This window comes from Streptomyces coeruleorubidus, assembly GCF_028885415.1.
GTDB lineage: Bacteria > Actinomycetota > Actinomycetes > Streptomycetales > Streptomycetaceae > Streptomyces > Streptomyces coeruleorubidus_A.
Genome location: NZ_CP118527.1, coordinates 1832397 through 1855368, shown reverse-complemented (window position 1 = coordinate 1855368; position 22972 = coordinate 1832397). Strand labels below are relative to the sequence as shown.

The 22972-nt window shown below is 70.5% G+C and carries 19 protein-coding genes and 2 tRNA genes; 15 read left to right on the top strand and 6 right to left on the bottom strand.

Going from position 1 to position 22972, the window contains the following annotated elements:
- Positions 1–77: 77 nt before the first annotated feature.
- Positions 78–515, top strand: a complete 438-nt coding sequence (locus PV963_RS08615) for a hypothetical protein (protein WP_274815053.1) — start codon at positions 78–80, stop codon at positions 513–515.
- A gap of 152 nt (positions 516–667) precedes the next feature.
- On the top strand, positions 668–844 hold the full coding sequence (locus tag PV963_RS08610) for a hypothetical protein (protein WP_020272479.1): 177 nt from the start codon (positions 668–670) through the stop codon (positions 842–844).
- Positions 845–927: 83 nt separating this feature from the next.
- Here the strand turns inward: PV963_RS08610 and PV963_RS08605 are convergent, their stop codons facing one another.
- Both PV963_RS08605 and PV963_RS08600 read right to left on the bottom strand, forming a co-directional pair.
- A complete protein-coding gene (locus PV963_RS08605; RefSeq protein WP_274815052.1) occupies positions 928–1488 on the bottom strand; it encodes a CGNR zinc finger domain-containing protein in 561 nt (186 codons plus the stop codon).
- Positions 1489–1802: 314 nt separating this feature from the next.
- Positions 1803–2216: an SsgA family sporulation/cell division regulator gene (locus PV963_RS08600; RefSeq protein WP_004002642.1), complete on the bottom strand. Its 414-nt coding sequence runs from the start codon at positions 2214–2216 to the stop codon at positions 1803–1805.
- A gap of 191 nt (positions 2217–2407) precedes the next feature.
- Here PV963_RS08600 and PV963_RS08595 point away from each other — a divergent pair, with 191 nt between their 5' ends.
- From PV963_RS08595 to PV963_RS08565, 7 genes are all read left to right on the top strand, one after another.
- Positions 2408–2866 carry a TIGR02611 family protein gene (locus PV963_RS08595; RefSeq protein ID WP_274815051.1) on the top strand — a complete coding sequence of 153 codons (459 nt, stop codon included), beginning with the start codon at positions 2408–2410 and terminating at the stop codon, positions 2864–2866.
- Between the two features lie 78 nt (positions 2867–2944).
- Positions 2945–3016: transfer RNA gene (locus PV963_RS08590), tRNA-Val, on the top strand.
- Positions 3017–3429: 413 nt separating this feature from the next.
- Complete coding sequence (locus PV963_RS08585) at positions 3430–4719, top strand: ABC transporter substrate-binding protein (protein WP_274815050.1); 1290 nt, start codon at positions 3430–3432, stop codon at positions 4717–4719.
- The gene (locus PV963_RS08580; protein ID WP_274815049.1) at positions 4719–5720 is read left to right on the top strand and encodes a carbohydrate ABC transporter permease; all 1002 of its coding nucleotides are present in this window, start codon (positions 4719–4721) and stop codon (positions 5718–5720) included. Before PV963_RS08585 ends, PV963_RS08580 begins: the two co-directional genes overlap by 1 nt.
- Positions 5717–6598, top strand: coding sequence for a carbohydrate ABC transporter permease (locus PV963_RS08575; protein ID WP_274815048.1), 882 nt, complete (start codon positions 5717–5719; stop codon positions 6596–6598). The genes PV963_RS08580 and PV963_RS08575 overlap by 4 nt, the downstream gene beginning before the upstream one ends.
- A gap of 12 nt (positions 6599–6610) precedes the next feature.
- Entirely contained in the window at positions 6611–7201 is a 591-nt protein-coding gene (locus PV963_RS08570) for a hypothetical protein (RefSeq protein ID WP_274815047.1), read from the top strand.
- A gap of 113 nt (positions 7202–7314) precedes the next feature.
- Positions 7315–10050, top strand: a complete 2736-nt coding sequence (locus tag PV963_RS08565; RefSeq protein ID WP_274815046.1) for a Tat pathway signal sequence domain protein — start codon at positions 7315–7317, stop codon at positions 10048–10050.
- Here the strand turns inward: PV963_RS08565 and PV963_RS08560 are convergent.
- Positions 10047–12497 carry an SCO7613 C-terminal domain-containing membrane protein gene (locus PV963_RS08560; protein WP_274815045.1) on the bottom strand — a complete coding sequence of 817 codons (2451 nt, stop codon included), beginning with the start codon at positions 12495–12497 and terminating at the stop codon, positions 10047–10049. The two genes, PV963_RS08565 and PV963_RS08560, sit on opposite strands and share 4 nt — an antisense overlap.
- Positions 12498–12595: 98 nt before the next feature.
- Here PV963_RS08560 and PV963_RS08555 point away from each other — a divergent pair, with 98 nt between their 5' ends.
- Positions 12596–13042 carry an SRPBCC family protein gene (locus tag PV963_RS08555; RefSeq protein WP_274815044.1) on the top strand — a complete coding sequence of 149 codons (447 nt, stop codon included), beginning with the start codon at positions 12596–12598 and terminating at the stop codon, positions 13040–13042.
- 39 nt (positions 13043–13081) lie between these two features.
- Positions 13082–13153 (top strand) — tRNA-Val (locus PV963_RS08550).
- Positions 13154–13211: 58 nt separating this feature from the next.
- Here the strand turns inward: PV963_RS08550 and PV963_RS08545 are convergent.
- Positions 13212–13937, bottom strand: a complete 726-nt coding sequence (locus PV963_RS08545) for a 3'-5' exonuclease (protein ID WP_274821972.1) — start codon at positions 13935–13937, stop codon at positions 13212–13214.
- Positions 13938–14104: 167 nt separating this feature from the next.
- On the opposite strand from PV963_RS08545, the gene PV963_RS08540 reads away from it, so the two are divergent.
- From PV963_RS08540 to PV963_RS08525, 4 genes are all read left to right on the top strand, one after another.
- Positions 14105–14671 carry a DUF4365 domain-containing protein gene (locus PV963_RS08540; RefSeq protein ID WP_274815043.1) on the top strand — a complete coding sequence of 189 codons (567 nt, stop codon included), beginning with the start codon at positions 14105–14107 and terminating at the stop codon, positions 14669–14671.
- Positions 14668–15906: a hypothetical protein gene (locus tag PV963_RS08535; RefSeq protein ID WP_274815042.1), complete on the top strand. Its 1239-nt coding sequence runs from the start codon at positions 14668–14670 to the stop codon at positions 15904–15906. The genes PV963_RS08540 and PV963_RS08535 overlap by 4 nt, the downstream gene beginning before the upstream one ends.
- Before the next feature lie 93 nt (positions 15907–15999).
- Positions 16000–17976: a threonine--tRNA ligase gene (thrS, locus tag PV963_RS08530; RefSeq protein WP_274815041.1), complete on the top strand. Its 1977-nt coding sequence runs from the start codon at positions 16000–16002 to the stop codon at positions 17974–17976.
- 89 nt (positions 17977–18065) lie between these two features.
- Positions 18066–18623 (top strand): HIT family protein, encoded by a 558-nt coding sequence (locus PV963_RS08525; protein WP_274815040.1) that lies wholly within the window; start codon positions 18066–18068, stop codon positions 18621–18623.
- Between the two features lie 147 nt (positions 18624–18770).
- Here the strand turns inward: PV963_RS08525 and PV963_RS08520 are convergent, their stop codons facing one another.
- Complete coding sequence (locus tag PV963_RS08520) at positions 18771–20438, bottom strand: hypothetical protein (protein ID WP_274815039.1); 1668 nt, start codon at positions 20436–20438, stop codon at positions 18771–18773.
- Between the two features lie 172 nt (positions 20439–20610).
- The gene (locus tag PV963_RS08515) at positions 20611–22809 is read right to left on the bottom strand and encodes an elongation factor G-like protein EF-G2 (RefSeq protein ID WP_274815038.1); all 2199 of its coding nucleotides are present in this window, start codon (positions 22807–22809) and stop codon (positions 20611–20613) included.
- Positions 22810–22972 lie beyond the last annotated feature (163 nt).

Sequence of the window (22972 nt, the reverse complement as noted above, 5' to 3'; positions counted from 1 at the left end):
CCGCCGGGGTACGGCGGGTGCAGGATGGAAAGGACGAAGTGCCCCCCTGCTCGACCGCGCCACGCCTGGAGGACCAGATGATTGCCGAGACCGTCTGCTCCGCCGTGTCCGCGGCAGGCCTGGGCATCGCGGCCGTCACGGCGTACCGCAAGCGCTTCCTCGCGGCGACCCGTATCGCGGCGTACTCGCTCGTGCCGATCGGCCTGGTGATGACGGGCGTCGTCGAGTGGCTGGCCGACACCGCGTTCAGCCTGACAGCCTGGGCGGGCTTCGGGGTGCTCGGTGTCGCATGGCTGCTGTTCATGACCACGCGCGTGGTGGAGCGCCGCCGCGGCGGCACCCGCAAGGAGCGCAAGGCGGCCCGCGCGGCTGCCCAGCCGGATGCGGTGGCTCCGGCGGCCTCGGCGCCCTCCCTGGGCCAGGGAGGGCGCCCGGCCGCCCGGCCCGCGGCGGCGTCCCGCGGCGACGACGACTTCAGCGACATCGAGGCCATCCTCAAGAAGCACGGCATATGACGGCCGCGCGCCCGTCGAATCGTCACAGTAGGTCCGAGGGTGTGCGCAAATGATCACAACCTGAACCGGACCTCGCGGAATCGGCGCACTCCCGCACGGAACGAGGCCGCTGATCGCCTCGGGCCCGGCGACTGCGTCATCATCGCCGCGAGATGCTGGACACGACGGAACAGAGCGACCCCGCGCCGCCGCAGGACGAGCCACGTCCCCGGCAGGACGAGCCACGTGGTTGCCTCTTCGCCCTTTCCCAGCCACCGCTGATGATCTTCCTTGCGGTGATCGGGAGTCTGCTGCTCATGGCCTCGTTGCACGATCTGCTGTTGCTGTGAGCCGTACCCGCGGTACCCGGCGTCACCCGCCGGGACCGCGTCGGCATCGACGATCCGCCCGCCACTCGACCCTGCGGTGGCGGTCAGCCCGCCGCCTCCTTGCGACGCGCCCGGTACGCGGCCACATGCAGGCGGTTGCCGCAGGTGCGGCTGTCGCAATAGCGCCGCGAGCGGTTGCGCGACAGGTCGACGAAGGCCCTCCGGCAGTCGGGCGCCTCGCACCGTCGCAGCCGCTCCTGCTCCCCGGCGACCACGAAGAAGGCCAGTGCCATCCCGCAGTCGGCGGCCAGGTGGTCGGCGATGGAGGCACCGGGCGCGAAGTAGTGCACATGCCAGTCGTAGCCGTCGTGGTCCGTGAGCCGGGGTGTGGTGCCGGCGGCCGCGACCAGCTCGTTGATCAGCCCGGCGGCGCTCCGGGCGTCGGGAGCGGCGAAGACGGCGGCGAACCGCCCGCGGACCTTGCGCACCGCGGAGAGGTCGAACTCCGAGAGCACTCCGACATCGCTGATCTCGTGGTTTCGTACGAAGTCCGCGAGTGTCGCCACGTCCGGCAGCCCGTCCGCTGCCGTGTCGTCCTCCGGTGCGGTGTTCACCAGATCGACCACAGTGTCGAGGGCGCACCGGGTGTCGTGGGTGATCAGCACGATTCGCTCCCTGGCCTGGGGGTCGGGCAGGCGCCCGCCGATGCTGGCCGATGGTAACGGCTCCACCACCGCCGGACCGGCCTCATGCCCGCACATGGCTTCGAATACAACGCCCCCGGGCAAGCCGTGGTTCCCGCCCGCCCTCCGTGCAGCAGGAGGCTCACCGCCGCGGGCTTCCGCCCGGCGGTACACGCGAGCCGGCGCCGCCCCGCGTGATCCGCGGTGCCGGCGCCGGTGTATCCCGTATGCGGTTGTCCAGGCCCGAGCCGTCTCCCCGAGTCGACGGCGCCGGGCGGCTTTGTGAGGGCCTCGCCCTAGCTTTCCGCCAGGATGTGCGAGAGCTCCTGATCGAGGTCGAAGTGCCGGTGCTCCGTGCCGGGCGGCACGGCGGCGTCGGTCCGCTTCAGGAAGGACTCCAGGGCCCGTGCCGGGGCCTCGAGCAGGGCCTCGCCCTCCGGTGAGCTCAGGGCGATGCACACGACGCCCTGACCGTGGCTGCGCGACGGCCAGACGCGGACGTCGCCGGTGCCCGTAGGGCGGTGAAGTCCCTCGGCGAGGAGGTCGCGGGCGAACACCCACTCGACGGTCTCCTCGGCTCCGGTGTGGAAGGTGGCGTGCACGGCGTAGGGGTCGGCCGTGTCGTACCGCAGGCCTGCGGGGACAGGCAGGGAGGACTCGCTCGACACAACGAGGCGCAGGTGCAGCTCGCAGCTGACCGTGGTGTTCATAAGCGCCAGGGCCTTTCGCTCAGTGTGCGCTCGGGGATTCGCACGTCGGCGAAATCGACATGCCACCTACGGTGCCGTTGTAAACCCCTCTGAGTGTTTTGCGTGCCTTTACGTAACTCGTCCGGCCGAGAGATCGTTCGCGCCGTGCGTCCATTCCGGTGACTGGTTTCGCTCGGGTAGTGTTTGGCCGTATGAATACGGGGAGTGACGAGCCGGGCGAGGTGGCCGTGGCGTCGGACGAGACGGGTACGGACGAGGTGCGCAGCGAGCAGGACCGGGGGCTCGGCTCGCGGGCGCCCGAATTCATCAAGGCGCGTCGCCTGCTGCACGTGAGCTGGCAGGTCGGCGTCTTCATCATCGGGCTCGCGGTCGTCGTGACGGGCATCATCATGCTGCCCCTGCCGGGACCGGGCTGGGTCGTGATCTTCGGCGGCATGGCGATCTGGGCCACCGAGTTCGTGTGGGCCCAGCTGGTGCTCCGCTGGACCAAGCGGAAGGTCACGGAGGCCGCGCAGCGCGCCCTCGATCCCAAGGTGCGGCGCCGGAACATCATCCTGACGGCCATCGGGCTGGTGATCGTGGCCGTACTGGTCGGTATCTACGTGTGGAAGTTCGGCATCGTCATGCCGTGGAAGATCAAGAACCAGTGAGCCCCGGCGGGGGTGCCGGTGCCGGCCGGTGCTGGTCACAGGCACCCCCTGACATGCGGTAATGTTCTTCCTGCGTCCGGGCGATTAGCTCAGTGGGAGAGCGCTTCGTTCACACCGAAGAGGTCACTGGTTCGAACCCAGTATCGCCCACCCGGATCGGCGGCCCACCTGCGACTGCGCAGGTGGGCCGCTCTCGTGTGGGTGTCAGTCGTCACGGCTGCCGAACGCCCCGCGTGCCGTCCTCCTCCAGGGTCCGCTGGTGGAAGCCGGCCACGTTGCGCCCGGCTTCACGCCACCCACTTCGGCGTCGCCTTTCGGTCGCTCCCGAAACCCGCGTGAGCGGCCCCGCGCCGTTCGGCCCACCGACCGCACCGGCCCCACCAGTGACGTCACCCCCACGGGCCCGGCGCACCACCTCCGCGCCTCGCCCCGACTCCGGCCCGTTCGGTAAGAAAATCTTGTCCGAATCATTGACGCACCCTCAGCCCCTCCGTAACTTGTGCCAGCAAGCGCTTACTTGAAACGATTCATGCGAGCGGGACGACGTGCGGGGAGGTCCAACCGTGGTGAACGGCAGGAATGTTGAGAGACGTACGATTCTGAAGGCGGCCGGAGCCACGGCGGCCACGCTGGGGCTGGCCGCGACCACCGGCTGCGGTGGCGACGGAGGGGCCTCCGCGGACGGGACGGTGACGATCCGTTACGCGTGGTGGGGTGCGGAGGACCGCGCCCAGCGCATCAACAAGACCATCGCGCTCTTCGAGAAGAAGTACCCGAAGATCAAGGTGAAAACGGACTTCCAGCCTTATCTCGACTTCTGGAAGAAGTTCAACACCCAGGCTTCCGGCGGAAATCCGCCGGACGTCTTCCAGAATGCCATCGGGTTCCTGCGCAAATACGACGCGAAGAACGTGCTGCTCGATCTCAGCGAGCAGGCCAAGGCCGGCAACCTCCGGCTGGAGGGATTCCGCGCCGGACTCGAGAAGTTCGGCGAGATCGACGGCAGGCTCCTCGGAGTTCCGGTCGGTTCCAACTCGATGGCCCTCGTCATCGACAAGCCCGTCTACACCAGGGCGGGCGTGAAGCCGGAGATGGGCTGGACCTGGGACGACTTCGACGCGGCGATGAGGAAGATCCGCGACAAGACGGGCCGCGCCGGCGACAGCGGCATGTACGGCGTCATGTACCTCTACGACCTGTACCTGCGTCAGAACGGCAAGGCGTTCTTCACCGAGGACGGACTCGGCTTCACCGAGTCGGACCTGACGGACTGGTGGACGAAGGCCAAGAAGGGCGTGGAGGACGGCCGCTACGCCGACGCCAAGAAGGTCGCCCAGATCAAGCCCAAGTCCGCGGTCACCGGGGAACTCGCGGCCGGCGAGTTCACCTGGGACAACTTCACCGTCCGCTACACCGCCGAGGGCAAGAGCGAGTACGCCCTCGCTCCCATCCCGACCACGGACGGCAAGAAGACCGGCCAGTACCTCGGCTCCCTCATGCTGAGCGCCTCCAAGCGCACCCAGCACCCCAAGGAAGTCGCCCAGTTCATCGACTTCATGGTGCACGACCCCGAGGTCGCCAAGATCATGGGCTACGACCGGGGTGTGCCCGCGACGCAGGCCCAGTACGACGCGTACAAGCCGACCGACGAGGTCAACAAGGCGATAGCCGCCTACGAGGAGTCCCTCGTCGAGGCGGGTGTCCTGGAGCCCATCACCCCACACCCGAACGGCGCGGACATCTGTGAGTCCGCCTTCCTGCGCATCGCCGAGGAACTCGCCCTGGGCAAGCGGTCGGTGGACGAGGCCGTCAAGCAGTTCTTCACCGAGTCGAAGACGGCTCTCGGCAGCTGATGGGAACCACCGTGACACACGCCCCTGCGATGGAGGGCCTGTCCCAGGACTCCGAGCCGCGGCACGGTCCGGTGAAGCCCGCGCGCCCCGCCGCCCTCAAGCGGCGGCGGCGCCGGGAGAACCTGGCCGGCTATCTCTTCATGTCCCCCTGGATCGCCGGGTTCCTGCTGCTCACCGCGGGCCCGATGGTCGCATCGCTCTACTTCGCGTTCACCGACTACAACCTGTTCGACGCCCCGAAGTGGATCGGCTTCGACAACTTCTCCGAGATGTTCGGCGATCCCCGCTGGCGCCACTCGGTGCAGGTGACGCTCTGGTACGTCGTCGTCGGAACACCGCTCAAGCTGCTCGCGGCCCTCGGTGTGGCCCTGCTCCTCGCGCAGAAGCGGCGCGGACAGGCCTTCTACCGGGCCGCCTTCTACGCGCCGTCGCTGATCGGCGCGAGCGTCTCCGTCGCGATCGTCTGGAAGGCGATCTTCTCGGACGACGCGATCGTGGACCGTACGCAGAAGATCTTCGGGATCGACGTCGGCGGCTGGACCGGCGACCCGGACATGATCATCTACAGCCTGGTGGCGCTCACCGTCTGGCAGTTCGGCGCGCCCATGGTCATCTTCCTGGCCGGCCTCAAGCAGGTCCCGCGCGAGCTGTACGAGGCGGCCGAGGTCGACGGCGCGGGCAAGCTGCGGCGGTTCTGGAACATCACGCTGCCGATGATCTCGCCGGTGCTCTTCTTCAACGTCCTGCTGGAGACGATCCACTCCTTCCAGATCTTCAGCTCGGCGTACATCGTCGGCGGCGGCGCCGGAGGCAACGCCTGTGGTCCGGCGGACGGTTCGATGGTCTACACCTGCTATCTCTACGTCCAGGGCTTCGAGAACAGCCGGATGGGTCTGGCCTCCGCCATGGCCTGGATGCTGCTCGTCGCGGTCGCCCTGGTGACGGCGGTGCTGTTCTGGTCCCAGAAGCGCTGGGTGCACTACGAGGAGGGCGCCCGATGAGTGCGCAGGCCACCGACGCCACCCCACGAGCGGGCGGCCTTCGGCACAAGCTGCCCGGATCCCTCGCCTGGCACATCGGGTCCCTGCTGATCCTCGCGGTGATCCTCTACCCGGTGATCTGGGTCATCGGCGGCTCCCTCAAGAAGAGCGAGGACATCGTCGGCAGCCTGGACCTCCTGCCGGGCGACCCGATCCTCGACAACTACAAGAGCCTCGCCGACGGCATCGCCGACATCTCGATCTCCACCTTCTTCTTCAACTCGCTCTTCCTCGCGGTCGGGTCGGTGATCGGGATCGTGGTGTCCTGCTCGCTGACGGCGTACGCCTTCGCGAGGATCAGGTTCGCGGGCCGCAATCTGCTGTTCACGCTGATGATCGGCACCCTCCTGTTGCCGTACCACGTGCTGCTGATCCCGCAGTACGTGCTGTTCCGCAACATGGAGATGATCAACACGTACACCCCGCTGCTGCTGGGGAAGTACCTGGCCACGGAGGCGTTCTTCGTCTTCCTGATGGTGCAGTTCATGCGCAACATGCCCAAGGAGCTCGACGAGGCGGCCCGCCTCGACGGCTGCGGGCACTTCCGCATCTACTGGTCGATCATGCTGCCGCTGTGCCGCCCGGCACTGATCACGAGCGCGATCTTCACCTTCATCAACTCCTGGAACGACTTCATGGGCCCGCTGATCTACCTCAACGAGCCCGACAAGTACACGGTCTCCCTCGGCCTGAAGATGTTCGTCGACCAGGAAGGACTGGCCAACTACGGCGGCATGATCGCCATGTCGCTGGTCGCCCTGCTGCCGGTTCTCGCCTTCTTCCTCGCCTTCCAGCGGTACCTGATCGACGGCATGGCGACGTCCGGTCTGAAGGGCTGAGGTGAGGCGGCCATGGCCCAGACACGAGTGAAGGCACGGGGGGAGTCGGCTTTCGCCGAGCGGTTCGCGGTGTTCGCCGAGTGTCTGCTGACCGGTGTGTGGATCGCGGTGGCCTCGCTGGGCGTCGTGACGTACCCGGCGGCCTTCGCCGCCGGGGCGCGGCACCTGCGGCGCCGTACCGCGCACGAGGGCGGTGGCTGGCGGGAGTTCGTCGCCGACTTCCGTACGGCCGTGCGCGGCGGGTGGCTCGCCGGGCTCGCCGGATGGGCGGCGGTGGCCGCGGTCTGGGTGGACGTCCAGGCGGTCCGTGCGGGGATTCCCGGCGGGCCGCTGGTCGGGGCCGTCGGAGTGTGCGCGCTGATCGGCCTGGTCGTGGCGGGGCTGCGCGCGGCGGCGGTCTGGGAGCCGGACGCCCGCTGGCGGACCCTGCTCGCGGCTGCCTGGCGCCGGACGGTCCTCGACCCGGCCGGGTCCTTCCTGATCATCGCCGGGCTGGCCGTGGTGGCCCTGTCCGCCTGGTTCGCCGCGCCGCTGGCGGTCGCCGTCCTCGGGGCCGTCGCGGCGGCGGCCGTCGCCGTGGAGGAGCGGTACCGGCACCGCTGACCGGCGGTGCCCTCGTCCCAGGCCGGTGCCCCGGGCGCCGCGCCTCTCACTGTCATGCCCCTGACCAGCGCACGGATGTGCTTCCCGCACGGACAAGGAAAGGCAGTATCTCTATGTCTCCCATCCCCCGCAGGAACCTCCTCAAGGCGGCCGCCGTCGCCGGAGCCGCCGCCCAGTTCAGCTGGGCACTGGGGACACAGGACGCGCAGGCCGTCCCCAGAGCCGAGCCCGCCGACGCCGATCCGGTGACCCTCGACTGGCTGGAGGACGGCGGTCTCGGCGCGGCCCCGGGCTCCACCGTCGGCGTCCCCTGGCCCAAGGGCGCCTACCGGAAGGACCAGACCTTCGCGCTGACGGACGCGGCCGGCAAGGCCGTACCCGTGCAGTCGTGGCCGATCGCCTACTGGCCCGACGGCTCCCTCAAGTGGACCGCCCACGCGGTCGGTTCGGGCGACGGCAAGCTCACCCTCACCGCCGGGACGCCCGCCGCACCGCAGAAGAAGGTCACCGTCGACAAGAGCGGCGGCACCATCGACATCTCCACCGGCGTCATCACCGCGAAGATCGGCAAGTCCGGCTCCACGATCGTCAAGTCGGTCGCCCGGGGCTCCACCGAGATCGCCAGGAACGGCCGGCTCGTGCTGATCCGCCAGCCCGAGATCGAGGACGAGGACCAGGGCGCGGTCAAGACCGAGCGCTTCGACGGCGCCGTCGACAAGGTCACCGTCGAGCAGGAGGGCCCGGTCCGGGCGGTCGTGCGCGTCGACGGCAAGCACCGCAAGGGCGGCCGCAGCTGGCTGCCCTTCTCCATCAGGCTCTACTTCTTCGCGGGCGCCGAGTCCTTCCGCATGGTCCACACCATCACCTACGACGGCAAGCAGGAGCCCGGGAAGGCGAGCGGCGACTTCATCCGCGGGCTCGGCGTGCGCTTCCAGGTGCCGATGCGGGACGCCGCCTACGACCGGCACATCCGCATCGGCGGTGAGGGCACCGGCCTGCTGCGTGAGGCCGTCAAGGGCATCACCGGACTGCGGCGGGACCCGGGCGCGGCCGTGCAGGCGGCGCAGTACGAAGGGAAGAAGCTGCCCGACCCGGCCACTTGGGACCAGCGGGTCACCACCCGGCTCCAGTACATACCCGAGTGGGGCGATTACACCCTCTCCCAGCTGTCCGCCGACGGCTTCACCCTGCGCAAGCGCACCAAGAAGGGCTACGGCTGGATCGCGGCGGGCGGCGGCCGGCGCGCCTCCGGCTTCGGGTACGTCGGCGGGGTGAGCGGCGGATTCTCCTTCGGCCTGCGCGACTTCTGGGAGAAGTTCCCCGCCCAGCTCGACATCCGGGACGCCCACACGAAGGAGGCCGAGGTCACCCTCTGGCTCTGGTCCCCCGAGGCGCAGCCCATGGACATGCGCTTCTACCACGACGGCATGGGCCAGGACACCTTCCCGGAGCAGATCGAGGGCCTCAACATCACCTACGAGGACTACGAGCCCGGGTTCGGTACTCCCTACGGCATCGCCCGCACCTCCGAACTGCTCTTCTGGGCCAACGAGTCCACCCCGAGCGCCGATCGGCTCGCCGAGCAGGTCGAGGCCGTCCGTGTGCTCCCGCAGCTCGCCGCCCCGCCCAAGCAGCTGATCAAGGCGGGCGTCTTCGGCAAGGGCCTGTACGCCGAACCCGACCGCTCCACCCCCGCCAAGGCCAAGATCGAGGACCACCTCGACTTCCTCTTCACCTACTACAAAGACCAGGTGGAGATGCGCCGTTGGTACGGCTTCTGGGACTACGGCGACATCATGCACACCTACGACACCGTCCGGCACCAGTGGCGCTACGACGTCGGCGGCTACGCCTGGGACAACTCCGAGCTGTCGCCGGACCTGTGGCTCTGGTACGCGTACCTGAGAAGCGGCCGCTCGGACATCTTCCGCTTCGCCGAGGCCATGACCCGGCACACCGGTGAGGTCGACGTCTACCACCTGGGCAAGTGGGCGGGCCTCGGCACCCGGCACGGCGTGCAGCACTTCGCCGACAGCGCCAAGCAGCAGCGCATCGCCAACACCACGTACCGGCGCTACTACTACTTCCTCACGGCGGACGAACGCGTCGGCGACCTCATGCACGCCAACGTCGACTCCGACGAGACGTTCCTCGCCCTCGACCCGCTGCGCAAGATCCGCACCGAGCCGTACACGCCCGACCGGCACGCCCTGTCGATCGGCTTCGGCACCGACTGGAGCGGCCTGGTCTCGGCGTGGCTGACGGAGTGGGAGCGCAAGGGCCCCAAGTGGGAGAAGGCCCGCGCGCGTGTGCTGTCCACCATGGAGACCATCGCCGCCCAGCCCAACGGCTTCGTCCAGGGCAGCGGCCTGTACGACCTGGACACCGGCAAGTTCGCCGTCGCCGACAAGCCCAAGGTCGAGGTCTCGCACCTGTCGGCCGTCTTCGGCCTCAACGAGCTGTGCGCCGAGCTCATCGACCTCGTCGACGTGCCGAAGTTCAAGGAGGCGTACCTCGACTACTGCCGTTACTTCAACGCCACCAAGGCCGAACAGGCGGCCCGCTACGGCAGCAACTTCGGCTCGCTGATCCTCTTCCAGGGCCACTCGCGCCTCGACGCCTACGCCGCCGTCCAGACCGGCGACGAGAAGCTCGCCAAGCGCGCGTGGGACAAGTTCTACAACTCCGACGGCTACAAGGAGTCGGCCCCCTGGAAGACCGAGAAGCTCAGCGGCCCGCTCACGCTGGTGCCGGGCAGCGAGGCGCCCTGGGTGTCCACGAACGACACCTCGCTGTACGGCCTCGCCGCCATCGAGAACCTGGCACTGCTGGGTGACAAGATGCCCTAGTTCATCCTCCCCAGGACCTCCCGCACCCGCCGGACGTCCCGGATCCGCTGCTCGTACGTCGCCCCGAGTGCGAGCAGCAGGAGTCCGGCGAGGGCGGGGGGCGCCCAGCGGGGGAGTGCCCCGGTCACCTGCACGACGTACGGGGCGAGTTCGTGCAGCGCGACCAGGGCCAGCACCGAGCCGCCGAGCACCAGCGGCGCCTGGAGGCGGTGCCGGGCGCCCAGCAGGGTGACCAGCAGTGCCGCCGTGCCCAGCAGCAACGGCCGCGTCCAGTGCGGGTCGCCCCAGGCCGCGACGAGGCTCGGCGCGAGCGTGGCGGCGAGTCCGGGGCCGTACGCCGTCCAGGAGGAGGCCTGCGGGTCGCGGCGCCGGCGAAGGGCGCCGACGAGCAGCGCCGGAACGGTCACCGGGAGCGTGTACGCCTCGGGTGTGCCGACCTCCCACGCGGCCAGGCGCACCCAGGCGGCCAGCACGAACAGGGCCGTGGCCGCGTAGCCGACGGAACGGCGGTCCGGACGCAGCGCCGTGCCCGCGGTGATGACGCCGCACAACGCCAGCACCAGGGCGAGCAGCGGCGGATCGGTGACCGCGAGGCCTACGGCGAGCAGGCCGGCGGCGGCTCCCGCGGCCTCGACCGGCACCGTCGCCCGCTGCGCACCGAGACGCGGCGCGAGCAGGGCGGCGGCCACGGGAACGGCCAGGACCAGCAAGGCGGTCCGGGACGGCGGCCAGTCCGCGGCGGCACCCGTCGCCGAGGCCAGGGCAGCGGCGTACACGAGCGCGGCCGGAGCCGTGACGGAGACGACGCCCGCCCGCCACGAGGCCGAGGCGAACAGGGCCGTCAGCACCGACAGCACCACCAGGGTCGCGGTCTGGGAGGCGAGGGAGGCCAGGGCGAGGCCGACGGAGGTGATGAGGGAGAGCAGGAGGGCGGTGAGCCGCGCGGCGGACACCGTGGCCCGGCCCACGTACAACGCAGCCGCTGTCATGACTCCCAGGACCACCATCCCGGCGACGTACGGAATCCCGAACACCGCCGGAAGCGTCAGTGCCGTGGCCCACACCAGGCCCAGCGCACCGATCCGGGCCCGCGAACGCCACTGCTCCGCACGGACCGCGAAGGCGAGAACAGCCGCGACGGCCAGCAGCACGACGGGAGTTGCCGCCGCATCGGGCGGCCAGGGCGCCTCGACGGTCACGGCGGCCCGGGCGTCCGACGGCGCCCCGCTCCACACCCGGCCGATCCAGCCGGCCTGCCCCAGTACCACCACGGCTACGACGGGCAGCGCCCACAGCACGGCCAGCGCCTGCACGGCACCGGAGGCCCAGGCCAACCCGAGCCGCACCACGTCCGGCAGCCGCCCGGCCCGCACCGCCGCCGGCAGGGTGATCGCGCAGACCAGGTAGGCCGGAACCGTCCACATCTCAGGCAGCCAGGAGCGGGCCACCCCGCCGAACGCACCTACGGCGAGCAAGCCCGAGACGATCGCGAGGCCGAGGGCGTGCTTCTGGCCCGGGCCTTGCCAGGGCGCGTCCGCGCTCTCACTCGAACCCGAATCCGAACCTGTGCCCGCCCCCAACCAAGCCGCTCCCACCGCGATCGCCGCCGCGAGAAGGAGAAGCGCCCCGGCGCGGGCGGCTGCGCTCGGGGTGTCAGCCGCCAAGGACAGCCAGCCGGCGGTCAGGACGCCGCAGGCGCCCACGCAGTACGCCCCGACCATGGCGGTGATCCGTACGGAACCGGTCCTCACCCGCAGCGCGGCCACCGCGTCCAGCCCGGCCGTCACCAGCAGCGCGGCGCTGATCACGTACGGACCCGCGTCGGCGGACAGGGCCCACAGCAGCAGCGGGAACTGAGCCGCCGTCAGTCCGCAGGGCAGGGGCAGTCGCAGCGCGGCCGTGGCCGGCAGCAGACCGTACGCCGACCAGATCCCCGCCAGCACCGCCGCCGCGGCCGCCGCGTACCCCGTCCCGTCGGTCCCGGCGAGAGCGGCCTCGTGCAGGGCGTAGGCGTCCAGGACGGTCAGCGCGAGGCCCAGCCCGGCCACGGACTCGGCCGTCGAGCGCAACCCTCGCCTCAGCAGGAGCGCCGGCCCGGCGAGCGCCGCCAGCGTGACCGCGCCGAGCACCAGCGCCCGCCCGGTGATCCCCATGTGCCCCCAGCTGACCAGTGTGAACACCGCAGCCGCGAGCGTGAGCAGCACACCGCCGAGCACCAGCAGCACGTTCTGCACACTGGGCGCGGCGGTTTCCGGGCGGGACCATGCGACGGGCGGCGGCTGCGTCCGCGCCTGAGCCCAGGCCTGCTGCGGTTGTTGCCGTGCCTGTTGCAGGGTCGCGACCAGCCAGGCGCGACGGGCCAGCAACTGGGCCCGGCGGGCGTCCAGTTGCCGGAGTTCGGCGTCGAGGAGCCGCAGTTCCTCGGCCGGGGGCGGAAGGTGGTTCATGACCGGCAGTGTGGTCCGCGTCACCCCCGTACGGCATGAGTGCGGGTACTCAGGCGCGTACTCAGACAGCCCGCACCGCGAGTGGGCAGACTGCCGTCATGGACTGGAACCACTACCGTTTCCGCACTCTGTGGACCCTGCCCGCGCCGCCCGCTCCCGTGTACGAGGCGCTGGAGCGCGCCGAGGACTACCCGCGGTGGTGGCGCCAGGTCCGGGAGGTGACCCGGCTCGACGACACCACGGGGGTGGTCCGGATCCGCTCCGTCCTGCCGTACGACATGACCTTCACGGCGCGGGAGGTGCGACGTGACCCCGCGGCCGGCGTGCTGGAGATCGCCCTGTCCGGCGACATGGAGGGCTGGGCACGCTGGACGCTCACCCCGGACGGGGCGGGGACTCTCGTGCGGTACAACCAGGTCGTCGACGTCCGCAAGCCGCTGCTGCGGCGGCTGGCCGCGCCGTGCCGGCCCGCCTTCCGGGCCAATCACCGGCTGATGATGAGCGCGGGAGCGCGCGGACTGGCCAGGCACCTCGAAGCGGTTTGAAGGAAACGTGCCGGGGCCTGTATTGTTCAGTGCGTTCCCGGGCGATTAGCTCAGTGGGAGAGCGCTTCGTTCACACCGAAGAGGTCACTGGTTCGAACCCAGTATCGCCCACCGGAAACAGCCGGTCCGTCTCAGACGGACCGGTTTTTTCATGCCCCGGAAAGGGTGCTCAGGCCGCCGCCGGCAGGTCCGGACGCAGTGGCCAGGCCGGGTCGACCGCCTCGTCCACGCCGCTGCGCGCGAACCACGCCTGGAGTCCCCGGGCCTGCGCCGCGTGCCACACCGCCTGAAGCGTGTGCAGCTCACCTGGGGCGAGGCGCTCCAGCCGCGACGCGAAACGGCGGCCCACCGCCCGGGTGACCTCCAGCGCCGCCACTGCGTCGGCCGCCGCGTCATGGGCGCCCTCCAGGGCGACGCCGTAGTGCGCGCACAGATCGGTCAGCGTGCGGCGGCCCTTGCGGTAACGGTCCAGGTGCTTGTCCAGGACCCTCGGGTCGAGCACGAGCAGCGGCGCCGACTCGAACCAGCGGCTCAGGGCCGAGGCACGATGGCGGCGCAACTCCCGGTCGAACAGGGTCAGATCGAACGGCGCGTTCATCACCACGACCGGGCGGCCGACGTGCGCCTGCTCGGCGAGCGCCTCCGCTATCTCGAACATCACCGGCGCCGGCCACCGGCCGTTGCGCTGGAGGTGTTCCTCCGTCAGCCCGTGCACCGCCGTCGCCTCGGCGGGCACCGGCACGCCCGGGTTCACCAGCCAGCGGCTGACCCGCGGCCGGACGCCCGGTGCGTCCTGGACGACGACGGCGGCCGACACGATGCGGTCGGTCTCGACGTCCACGCCCGTCGTCTCCGTGTCAAAAGCGGCCAAAGGCCCCTCGTACCAGCACGTCATACCCAACAACCCCTCGTCACCTTCGGCAGTTGACGCACCGTCCGCTGCCCGATTCGGTGATACCCGGGCTGTTTGCGCCGTACGCCGGAAGGAGACAACAGGAGTAAGGGTCCGCGCAGTTCAGCGGCCCGCAGCGGGGACTCACTTGTTCTGGAAGGCTGTTGGCCATGGCCATAGCGCAGCCCGAACGGGGCGGGCTGCTGCCCGAGCGCACGGCTCCCTCTCGCGGCACTCTCGCCACCACCGCCTGCATGGAGACACTCCAGGTCGGCTATCTGCACGCCGTCGCGGCGGCCGCCGGCTGCTCGCTCTCCCAGCCGTTTCCCGACAACGGCATCGACTGGCACGTCAGCCACAGCGCCCCCGGGCACACGGTCGACGACGAGGTCACCATCAAGGTGCAGCTCAAGGCCACGTACCAGGTGCCGCCCAACCCACCGGGCCGCACCTTCGCCTTCACGCTCGACAACGACCACCTGGCGAAGCTCGCCCGCACACCCGTGTCGGTGCACAAGATCCTGGTGGTGATGCTGGTGCCGCGATCCCAGGACGACTGGCTGCGCGCCAGCCACGACCGGCTCGACCTCAGGCACTGCTGCTACTGGACCAACCTCGCCGGCCAGCCGATCACGGGCCGCCGCCGCACCACCGTGCGGATACCGACTTCACGCATCTTCGACGACCGGGCGCTGTGCGAGATCATGACGCGGGTCGGGACGGGAGGGAAACCGTGACGCACCGCCCGACCGAGGAGCCCGTCAGGCAGGTGCGGCCCCACCCCGCCGACACGACGGGATGGAACGGCCGCCCGCCCGAGCCCATGGACGTCGACCCGGCGGTGCTCAGCGCCCTGCTCCGCCGGCACGGCTGGCAGCGCCGCGGCGGCGCCCCGGGGCGCTACGGCCGCTGGACCCCGCCCGGCCCCGGCGGCAGCGGCACGAGCCTCCTCGTACCCGAGAGCCGTGCCTTCCCCGACAGCGACGACCTGCTCGGCGAGGCCCTGCTCGCCCTGTCCCGCAGCGGCTCGCCCTCCGCCCGCGAGGTCCTCGTCTCCCTCGCCGTCCCCAGCGACGAGATCCGCTGGTGGCACGACGTCCCCGCCGGGCCCGCCGGAGCGGCGCCCTGGACCGTCGAGGACCGGCTGCGCACCGCCGCCCGTCGGATGCTGCTCGCGGCGGCACTGGCCACCCGCGAGCGGGCCGGCTACCACGGCGCCCGGCACCGGCGCTCCGCCGCCGCGTCCCTGGACAACGTCCTCGTCGGCTCCGCGACCGACGGCCGGCTCACCGCCTTCGTGCCCGTCGCTGACGGCCGCCCCCTCGCCGTCCGCCTCCACCAGGCCCTGTACGCCGCCCGAGAGGCCATCGACTACCAGCGCGCCGCCGGCGGCATGGACGCCTTCGACGCCGCGGTCGAGGCGGGCGTGAGCCACGAGCTCACCGAAGCCCTCGTCGCCCTGGTCCGGGGCACGGAGGGCGCCCGGATCGCCGTCGAGTGGGCCCCGGCCGCCGGGGTCCCCGAGGGCTGCGCGCCCTCCGCCGAGCCCGTCGAGTTCTCACCCGGCGACCTGCCCGTGCTGCGCGAGGCGGGCGCCCGCTACCTGCGCGAGGAACCCGCCGTACCGGTGCGGATCACAGGAGCGGTGGTACGGATGCGCAGGTCGGGGCCGCGCGGCGAGGGCACCGTACGGCTGCGGGTCCTGGCCGGGGCCGACGTACCCAACGTCCGGATCACCCTCGACGAGGAGGCCTACCGGATCGCCGGGCACGCCCACCTCGTCGGACTGCCGGTGCGGGTCCAGGGACGGCTGGAGAGCCGGGGCGGCTTCCGGCGCCTCACCGGCGCCCACGGCGTCGTACCGGTGCAGGTCGACGACGCCGAGCGGGACCGCCTGATGAAGGCGCTCCAGGAGAACGCCGGGATGGCGGCCTTCTTCGAGGAGGCCTGCGGAGGGGACTGCGGGGACTGATTTCGCGGTCGGCGGTCCGGGGTCGGTACGATCCATACTCGTGCGCGCGCTCCGGTATGGCGCCGCGACCCCACCTTCAGTCAGGAGAGACCGGTGTCAGACGTCCGTGTGATCATCCAGCGCGATTCCGAGCGGGAAGAACGCGTGGTGACGACGGGCACTACGGCCGCCGAGCTCTTCGCCGGCGAGCGCTCGATCATCGCCGCGCGCGTGGGCGGCGAACTCAGGGACCTGTCGTACGGCCTGTCCGAGGGCGACGAGGTCGAGGGCGTCGAGATCTCCTCCGAGGACGGCCTGAACATCCTGCGCCACTCCACCGCGCACGTCATGGCACAGGCCGTGCAGGAGCTCTTCCCCGAGGCCAAGCTCGGCATCGGCCCGCCCGTGAAGGACGGCTTCTACTACGACTTCGACGTCGAGAAGCCGTTCACGCCCGAGGATCTCAAGGCCATCGAGAAGAAGATGCAGGAGATCCAGAAGCGGGGGCAGAAGTTCGCCCGCCGCGTCGTCACCGACGAGGCCGCCCGCGAGGAGCTGGCCGACGAGCCCTACAAGCTGGAGTTGATCGGCCTCAAGGGTTCCGCCTCCAGCGACGACGGCGCGGACGTCGAGGTCGGCGCCGGCGAGCTGACGATCTACGACAACCTGGACGCCAAGACCGGCGAGCTGTGCTGGAAGGACCTCTGCCGCGGTCCCCACCTGCCGTCGACCCGTGCGATCCCGGCGTTCAAGCTGATGCGCAACGCGGCCGCCTACTGGCGCGGCAGCGAGAAGAACCCCATGCTCCAGCGCATCTACGGCACCGCCTGGCCCACCAAGGACGAGCTGAAGGCGCACCTGGAGTTCCTCGCCGAGGCCGAGAAGCGCGACCACCGCAAGCTCGGCAGCGAGCTCGACCTGTTCTCCATCCCGGAGCAGATCGGCTCCGGCCTCGCCGTCTTCCACCCCAAGGGCGGCATCATCCGCCGCGTCATGGAGGACTACTCGCGGCGCCGCCACGAGGAGGAGGGCTACGAGTTCGTCTACACCCCGCACGCGACGAAGGGGAAGCTCTTCGAGACCTCGGGCCACCTGGACTGGTACGCCGACGGCATGTACCCGCCCATGCAGCTCGACGAGGGCGTGGACTACTACCTCAAGCCCATGAACTGCCCGATGCACAACCTGATCTTCGACGCCCGCGGGCGCTCCTACCGTGAGCTGCCGATGCGCCTGTTCGAGTTCGGGACCGTGTACCGGTACGAGAAGTCCGGCGTCGTCCACGGCCTGACCCGCGCCCGCGGCTTCACCCAGGACGACGCGCACATCTACTGCACCCGCGAGCAGATGTCGGAGGAGCTCGACAAGACGCTCACCTTCGTCCTCGGCCTGCTGCGCGACTACGGCCTGACCGACTTCTACCTGGAACTGTCCACCAAGGACCCGGAGAAGTTCGTCGGCTCGGACGAGGCCTGGGAGGAGGCGACGGAGACGCTCCGCCAGGTCGCCGAGAAGCAGGGCCTGCCCCTCGTCCCCGACCCGGGCGGCGCCGCCTTCTACGGCCCGAAGATCTCCGTCCAGACCAAGGACGCCATCGGCCGCACCTGGCAGATGTCGACCATCCAGCTCGACTTCAACCTGCCGGAGCGCTTCGACCTGGAGTACACGGCCGCGGACGGTTCCAAGACCCGCCCGGTCATGATCCACCGCGCGCTGTTCGGCTCCATCGAGCGCTTCTTCGCGGTGCTCCTGGAGCACTACGCGGGTGCCTTCCCGGCGTGGCTGGCCCCGGTCCAGGCGATCGGCATCCCGATCGGCGACGCGCACGTCGAGTACCTGGAGAAGTTCGCGGCGGCGGCCAGGAAGAAGGGTCTGCGCGTCGAGGTGGACTCCTCCTCGGACCGGATGCAGAAGAAGATCCGCAACGCCCAGAAGCAGAAGGTGCCCTTCATGGTCATCGCGGGCGACGAGGACATGTCCCACGGCTCCGTGTCCTTCCGCTACCGCGACGGCTCCCAGGAGAACGGCATCCCGTTCGACGAGGCCATCGCGAAGATCGTGAAGGTCGTCGAGGAGCGGGCGCAGGTCTGACCGCACGGCGCCACCGCGACCTGAGCGAACCGCGTACGGGCCCCCGGGAGATCCCGGGGGCCTTTGCCGTACCCCCAGGTCGACGCCATATGCTGCACTGCATGACGAGTGAGCCGGAGCAGCAGCTGGGAGTGGGGACGCAGGACGCGTTCCAGCGTCTGTGGACGCCCCATCGGATGGCCTACATCCAGGGCGAGAACAAGCCGACCGGCCCCGGCGCCGGCGACGGCTGCCCCTTCTGCTCGATCCCGGCCAAGTCCGACGAGGACGGACTGGTCGTCAGGCGCGGCGAGCAGGTCTACGCGGTGCTCAATCTCTACCCGTACAACGGCGGGCACCTGATGGCCGTGCCCTACCGGCACGTCGCCGACTACACCGACCTCACGGCGGGGGAGACCGCCGAGCTCGGCGAGCTCACCAAACAGGCGATGACGGCCCTGCGCACGGCCTCCGGCGCCCACGGCTTCAACATCGGCATGAACCAGGGCTCGGTCGCCGGCGCGGGCATCGCGGCACACCTTCACCAGCACATCGTGCCGAGGTGGGGTGGCGACACGAACTTCATGCCGGTGGTGGGGCATACACGGGTGCTGCCGCAGCTGCTGGCGGACACGCGGAAGATGCTGGCGGAGGCCTGGCCTTCGTAACCGCGGGCATGCGTGCCGCCTGGGGCGATGGGGGCCCCTGCTCGAGCGAAGCCGAGAACTTGGGGGAGGGTGGGCGCGGCGGCACCCCGCAGCGCCGGGCCGCGCGCCCACCCCCCACCTCAACCGCAGCGCCGGGTACCTCAACAACTAGGCGTCGTACACATCCGCTTTCTTCGGCGAAGCCTCCTGCACCGCCCCACTGAGCGCCGCCGACCGCGCCCCGAACTTCTCCACGTTCACCCCGTTCTCCCGTAGCACCTTCAACGCCGCCGCATGCACCACGCGCAGCACAGGCGTAGCCGCCCGCAGCGCGTCGTCCGCCATGAACCGATGCCGCCACGGCTGGTCCGCCCACGCGTGCCGCAGACCGAACGGCTCCGGCAGCGTCAGGCTGCCGCCGAGCCACTTCAGCAGCGGCGGATACCAGGTCAGCGGGGCGCGCGCGGCCAGCCGTACCACCTCGTCGGCGTCGATGAGGGGCAGCTTCACGGTGCGGGTCTCCCAGAACCGGAGAGCCTTCTGCACCGACTTCTCCTTGGCCGCGGGCTTCTCGTTGAACAGGGAGTTGACCGGACCCAGCGCGTGCCCGGTGACCTCGATGCGCAGGGTGTCGTGCAGCACCGTCACCGTGATCAGCATCGTGATCACCAGGTGGCCGTCCCAGAGGGTCCACTGCACGCCGAGATAGTGCCGGTCGCCGCTGCCGAACTGCTGCTTGTTGCAGATGTCCTGTACGGCGTGCGTCCGGACCGTGTACGCGTCGACGTCCGCGCCGCTCGGCCGGGACACCTCCGTCGCCTTCTCGCCGATCGGTGTGACGATCCAGTGCGTGATGGACGGCTTGGTGAAGCCGCCGGTGTTGATGGACGTGCGCTCCAGCATGCCCAGACCGCCCTGGATCGCCACGATGACGTCCCAGCTGCGGAAGGGGTGGAAGTCCTTGCCCGGCTCGGCGGACACCAGCTCCTCGGCCAACTGCCAGCTGCCCCACCGCGTGCCCATGCCGAGTATGCCCTTGGGCCCCGCGTAGAAGACCGAGTTGGACCGCTGCTCGGCGCTCAGGCGCGCCAGCTCCTTGCGGACCTGCTCGGCCGCGTCGCCGGGGTTGCCCGGAACGGCCTCGGGGATCTTGGCGCCCACGCCACCGCCCGACAGCATGCTCGACCAGCGCTCCCGCAGGTCGGCGGCCGTTCGCTCGCAGACGTGCTTGGCCCAGAACCAGCCGACGACCGGCATGATGACCGCCGCGCGCGCGTACAAGGCCCAGAAGCCCGTGAAGGGCATGCGGATCAGGAACAGCACGGCGAGCGCGCCCACCGCGACCAGCAGGGTCGTGGCGAGGGCGCCGGCGCGCTTGTCCTCGCGCTTGGTCATGGTGGTGCGCAGCGTGAACACCAGCAGCCACACGAAGAAGCCCGGCAGGAAGAGCACTCCGCAGATCACCGTGATCGCCGAGAGCCGGTTGTCGCGGTCGCGGCGGATGCGGTGGGCCGCCAGGCAGTGCTCCACGACGACCTGGGGCTCGATGCCGAAGGACTGGATGACCGGCTTGCGCCCGGCGCCGAGCATGCGGTCGATGACGGCGCGGGAGAAGGCCTCGCCGAAATTGGGGCGGAAGATCTTCGCCCAGGAGCGCGGTGGGGTCACCTTGGACTGATGCCACTCGTTGTCGGCGTTCAGGATCTTGGTGACCTCGTCGTCCCGGTACGCCGCCGCGGCCAGCCCGTAGGTCGCCGCCGTCTGACCAGCCGAACCCGCCAGAGGCACCTGGGCCCCTGGGCTGAAGTCGAATCCGTCCGTCACTGCCGCCCCCATCGCTGCCGCTTCCGCATCAAGCGGCCTTCCCGACTTCCGCGCTTCGCACACCTGTTGATCAGGTCATCAGCGTATCCGCAGGCACCGACATCCGTCGGCGGGCGGTCCTTGGAACCGCCCGCCTGTGCTGAGGGAGCCCTCACGAGGGCCACTTGGCCCCCTCGGGCCCCAACTAGGAGGCCTTGCGCTCCTCTTCACGGATCCGGTCCGCGACCTGCTGCGGCATCGGCTCGTGCCGTACGTACCGGCGGCTGAAGCGTGCCGTGCCGTGCGACATCGACCGCAGGTCGATCGCGTAGCGACCGATCTCGATCTCCGGCACCTCGGCCCGGATCAGGGTGCGCCCGCCGGGTGTCTGCTCGGTGCCGAGCACCCGGCCGCGCCGCCCCGACAGGTCGCTCATCACGGTGCCCACGAACTCGTCGCCGATCAGCACCGACACCTCGGCCACCGGCTCCAGCAGATGGATCTTCGCGTCGGTCGCGGCCTCCCGCAGCGCGAGCGCACCGGCCGTCTGGAACGCGGCGTCGGAGGAGTCCACCGAGTGCGCCTTGCCGTCCAGGAGGGTCACGCGGACGTCGATGAGCGGATACCCGGCGGCGACTCCCTTGGCGGCCTGGGCCCGTACGCCCTTCTCCACCGACGGGATGAACTGCCGGGGCACCGCGCCGCCGACCACCTTGTCCACGAACTCGATGCCCGAGCCGCCCGGCAGCGGCTCCACCTCGATCTCGCAGATGGCGAACTGCCCGTGCCCACCGGACTGCTTGACGTGCCGGCCGCGCCCGGCCGCCTTGGTCGCGAAGGTCTCGCGCAGGGACACCTTGTGCGGTACGACGTCGACCTGGACGCCGTAGCGGCTGCGCAGCCGCTCCAGGGCGACGTCCGCGTGCGCCTCGCCCAGGCACCACAGGACCACCTGGTGGGTGTCCTGGTTCTGTTCGAGCCGCATCGTCGGGTCCTCGGCCACCAGCCGGGCCAGGCCCTGCGAGAGCTTGTCCTCGTCCGGTTTGCTGTGCGCCTGGATGGCCAGCGGCAGCAGTGGATCGGGCATCTGCCACGGTTCCATGAGCAGCGGGTCGTCCTTCGAGGACAGGGTGTCCCCGGTCTCGGCGCGGCTCAGCTTCGCCACGCACGCCAGATCGCCCGCGATGACGTGCGAGACCGGGCGTTGCTGCTTGCCGAACGGGGTGGACAGGGCGCCGATCCGCTCGTCGACGTCGTGGTCCTCGTGCCCGCGGTCGGAAAGGCCGTGCCCGGAGACGTGGACCGTCTGGTCGGCGCGCAGGGTGCCGGAGAACACGCGGATCAGCGACAGCCGGCCGACGTACGGGTCGGAGGAGGTCTTCACGACCTCCGCGACCAGCGGCGCGTCCGGGTCGCACGGCTTCAGCTCGCGCGGCTTGCCGTCGATGGTCGTCACCCGCACCGTCTCGTGCTCCAGCGGCGTGGGGAAGCCCCGGGTGATCAGCTCCAGGAGTTCCACCGTGCCGAGTCCCTGCCGGGAGCCCTCGGCCGCGGGGGCGGCGGCCAGGACGGGGAAGAAGACCCCGCGTGCGACGGCCCGCTCCAGGTCCTCGATCAGGGTCTTGACGTCGACCGTTTCCCCGGCGAGGTAGCGGTCCATGAGGGTCTCGTCCTCGCTCTCCGAGATGATCCCCTCGATCAGCCGGTTGCGGGCCTCCTCGATCAGCGGCAGCTGGTCCTCGCCCGGCTCGGACTCCTTGCGCTCGCCGGTCGAGTAGTCGAACAGTTTCTGCGACAGCAGCCCGATCAGGCCTGTCACGGGGGCGTGCCCGTCCGGCGCCTGTGGGCCGTGCAGCGGCAGGTAGAGCGGCAGGACCGCGTCGGGGTCGTCCGCGCCGAAGGCCTCCGCGCAGATCCGCGTCATCTCCTCGAAGTCGGCGCGCGCCGCCTCCAGGTGTGTGACGACGATGGCCCGGGGCATGCCCACGGCCGCGCACTCCTCCCACACCATGCGGGTCGAGCCGTCCACGCCGTCCGAGGCCGAGACGACGAAGAGGGCCGCGTCCGCCGCTCGCAGACCGGCCCTGAGCTCACCGACGAAGTCGGCGTATCCGGGGGTGTCGAGGAGATTGACCTTGATGCCGTCCCACTCGACGGGGGCCAGGGAGAGCTGCACCGAGCGCTGCTGCCGGTGCTCGATCTCGTCGTAGTCGGAGACGGTGCCGCCGTCCTCCACGCGGCCCGCCCGGTTCACTGCCCCCGCCGTGAGCGCGAGGGCCTCCACCAACGTGGTCTTGCCCGATCCGGAGTGGCCGACCAGCACCACATTCCGTACGGACTGGGGGTGGTCGGCCGCCTGTGCCCTGCCGGCGGCCCCAGGGTGTGTCTGTGCCTTGTCGCCCATGATCCTGCCTCCCGTGCACGGTGAGGTCACTGTGGGCGCGGACACGCGGGATCCGCGTGCGGTGCGGCTCCGGCGACGCCCGCGGTTATTCGACCTTCCCACTCCCGTCACGGTGCGTCCATACGAAGGACGTGATCGCGCCCCGCCCCGCGCACCGGTGCGC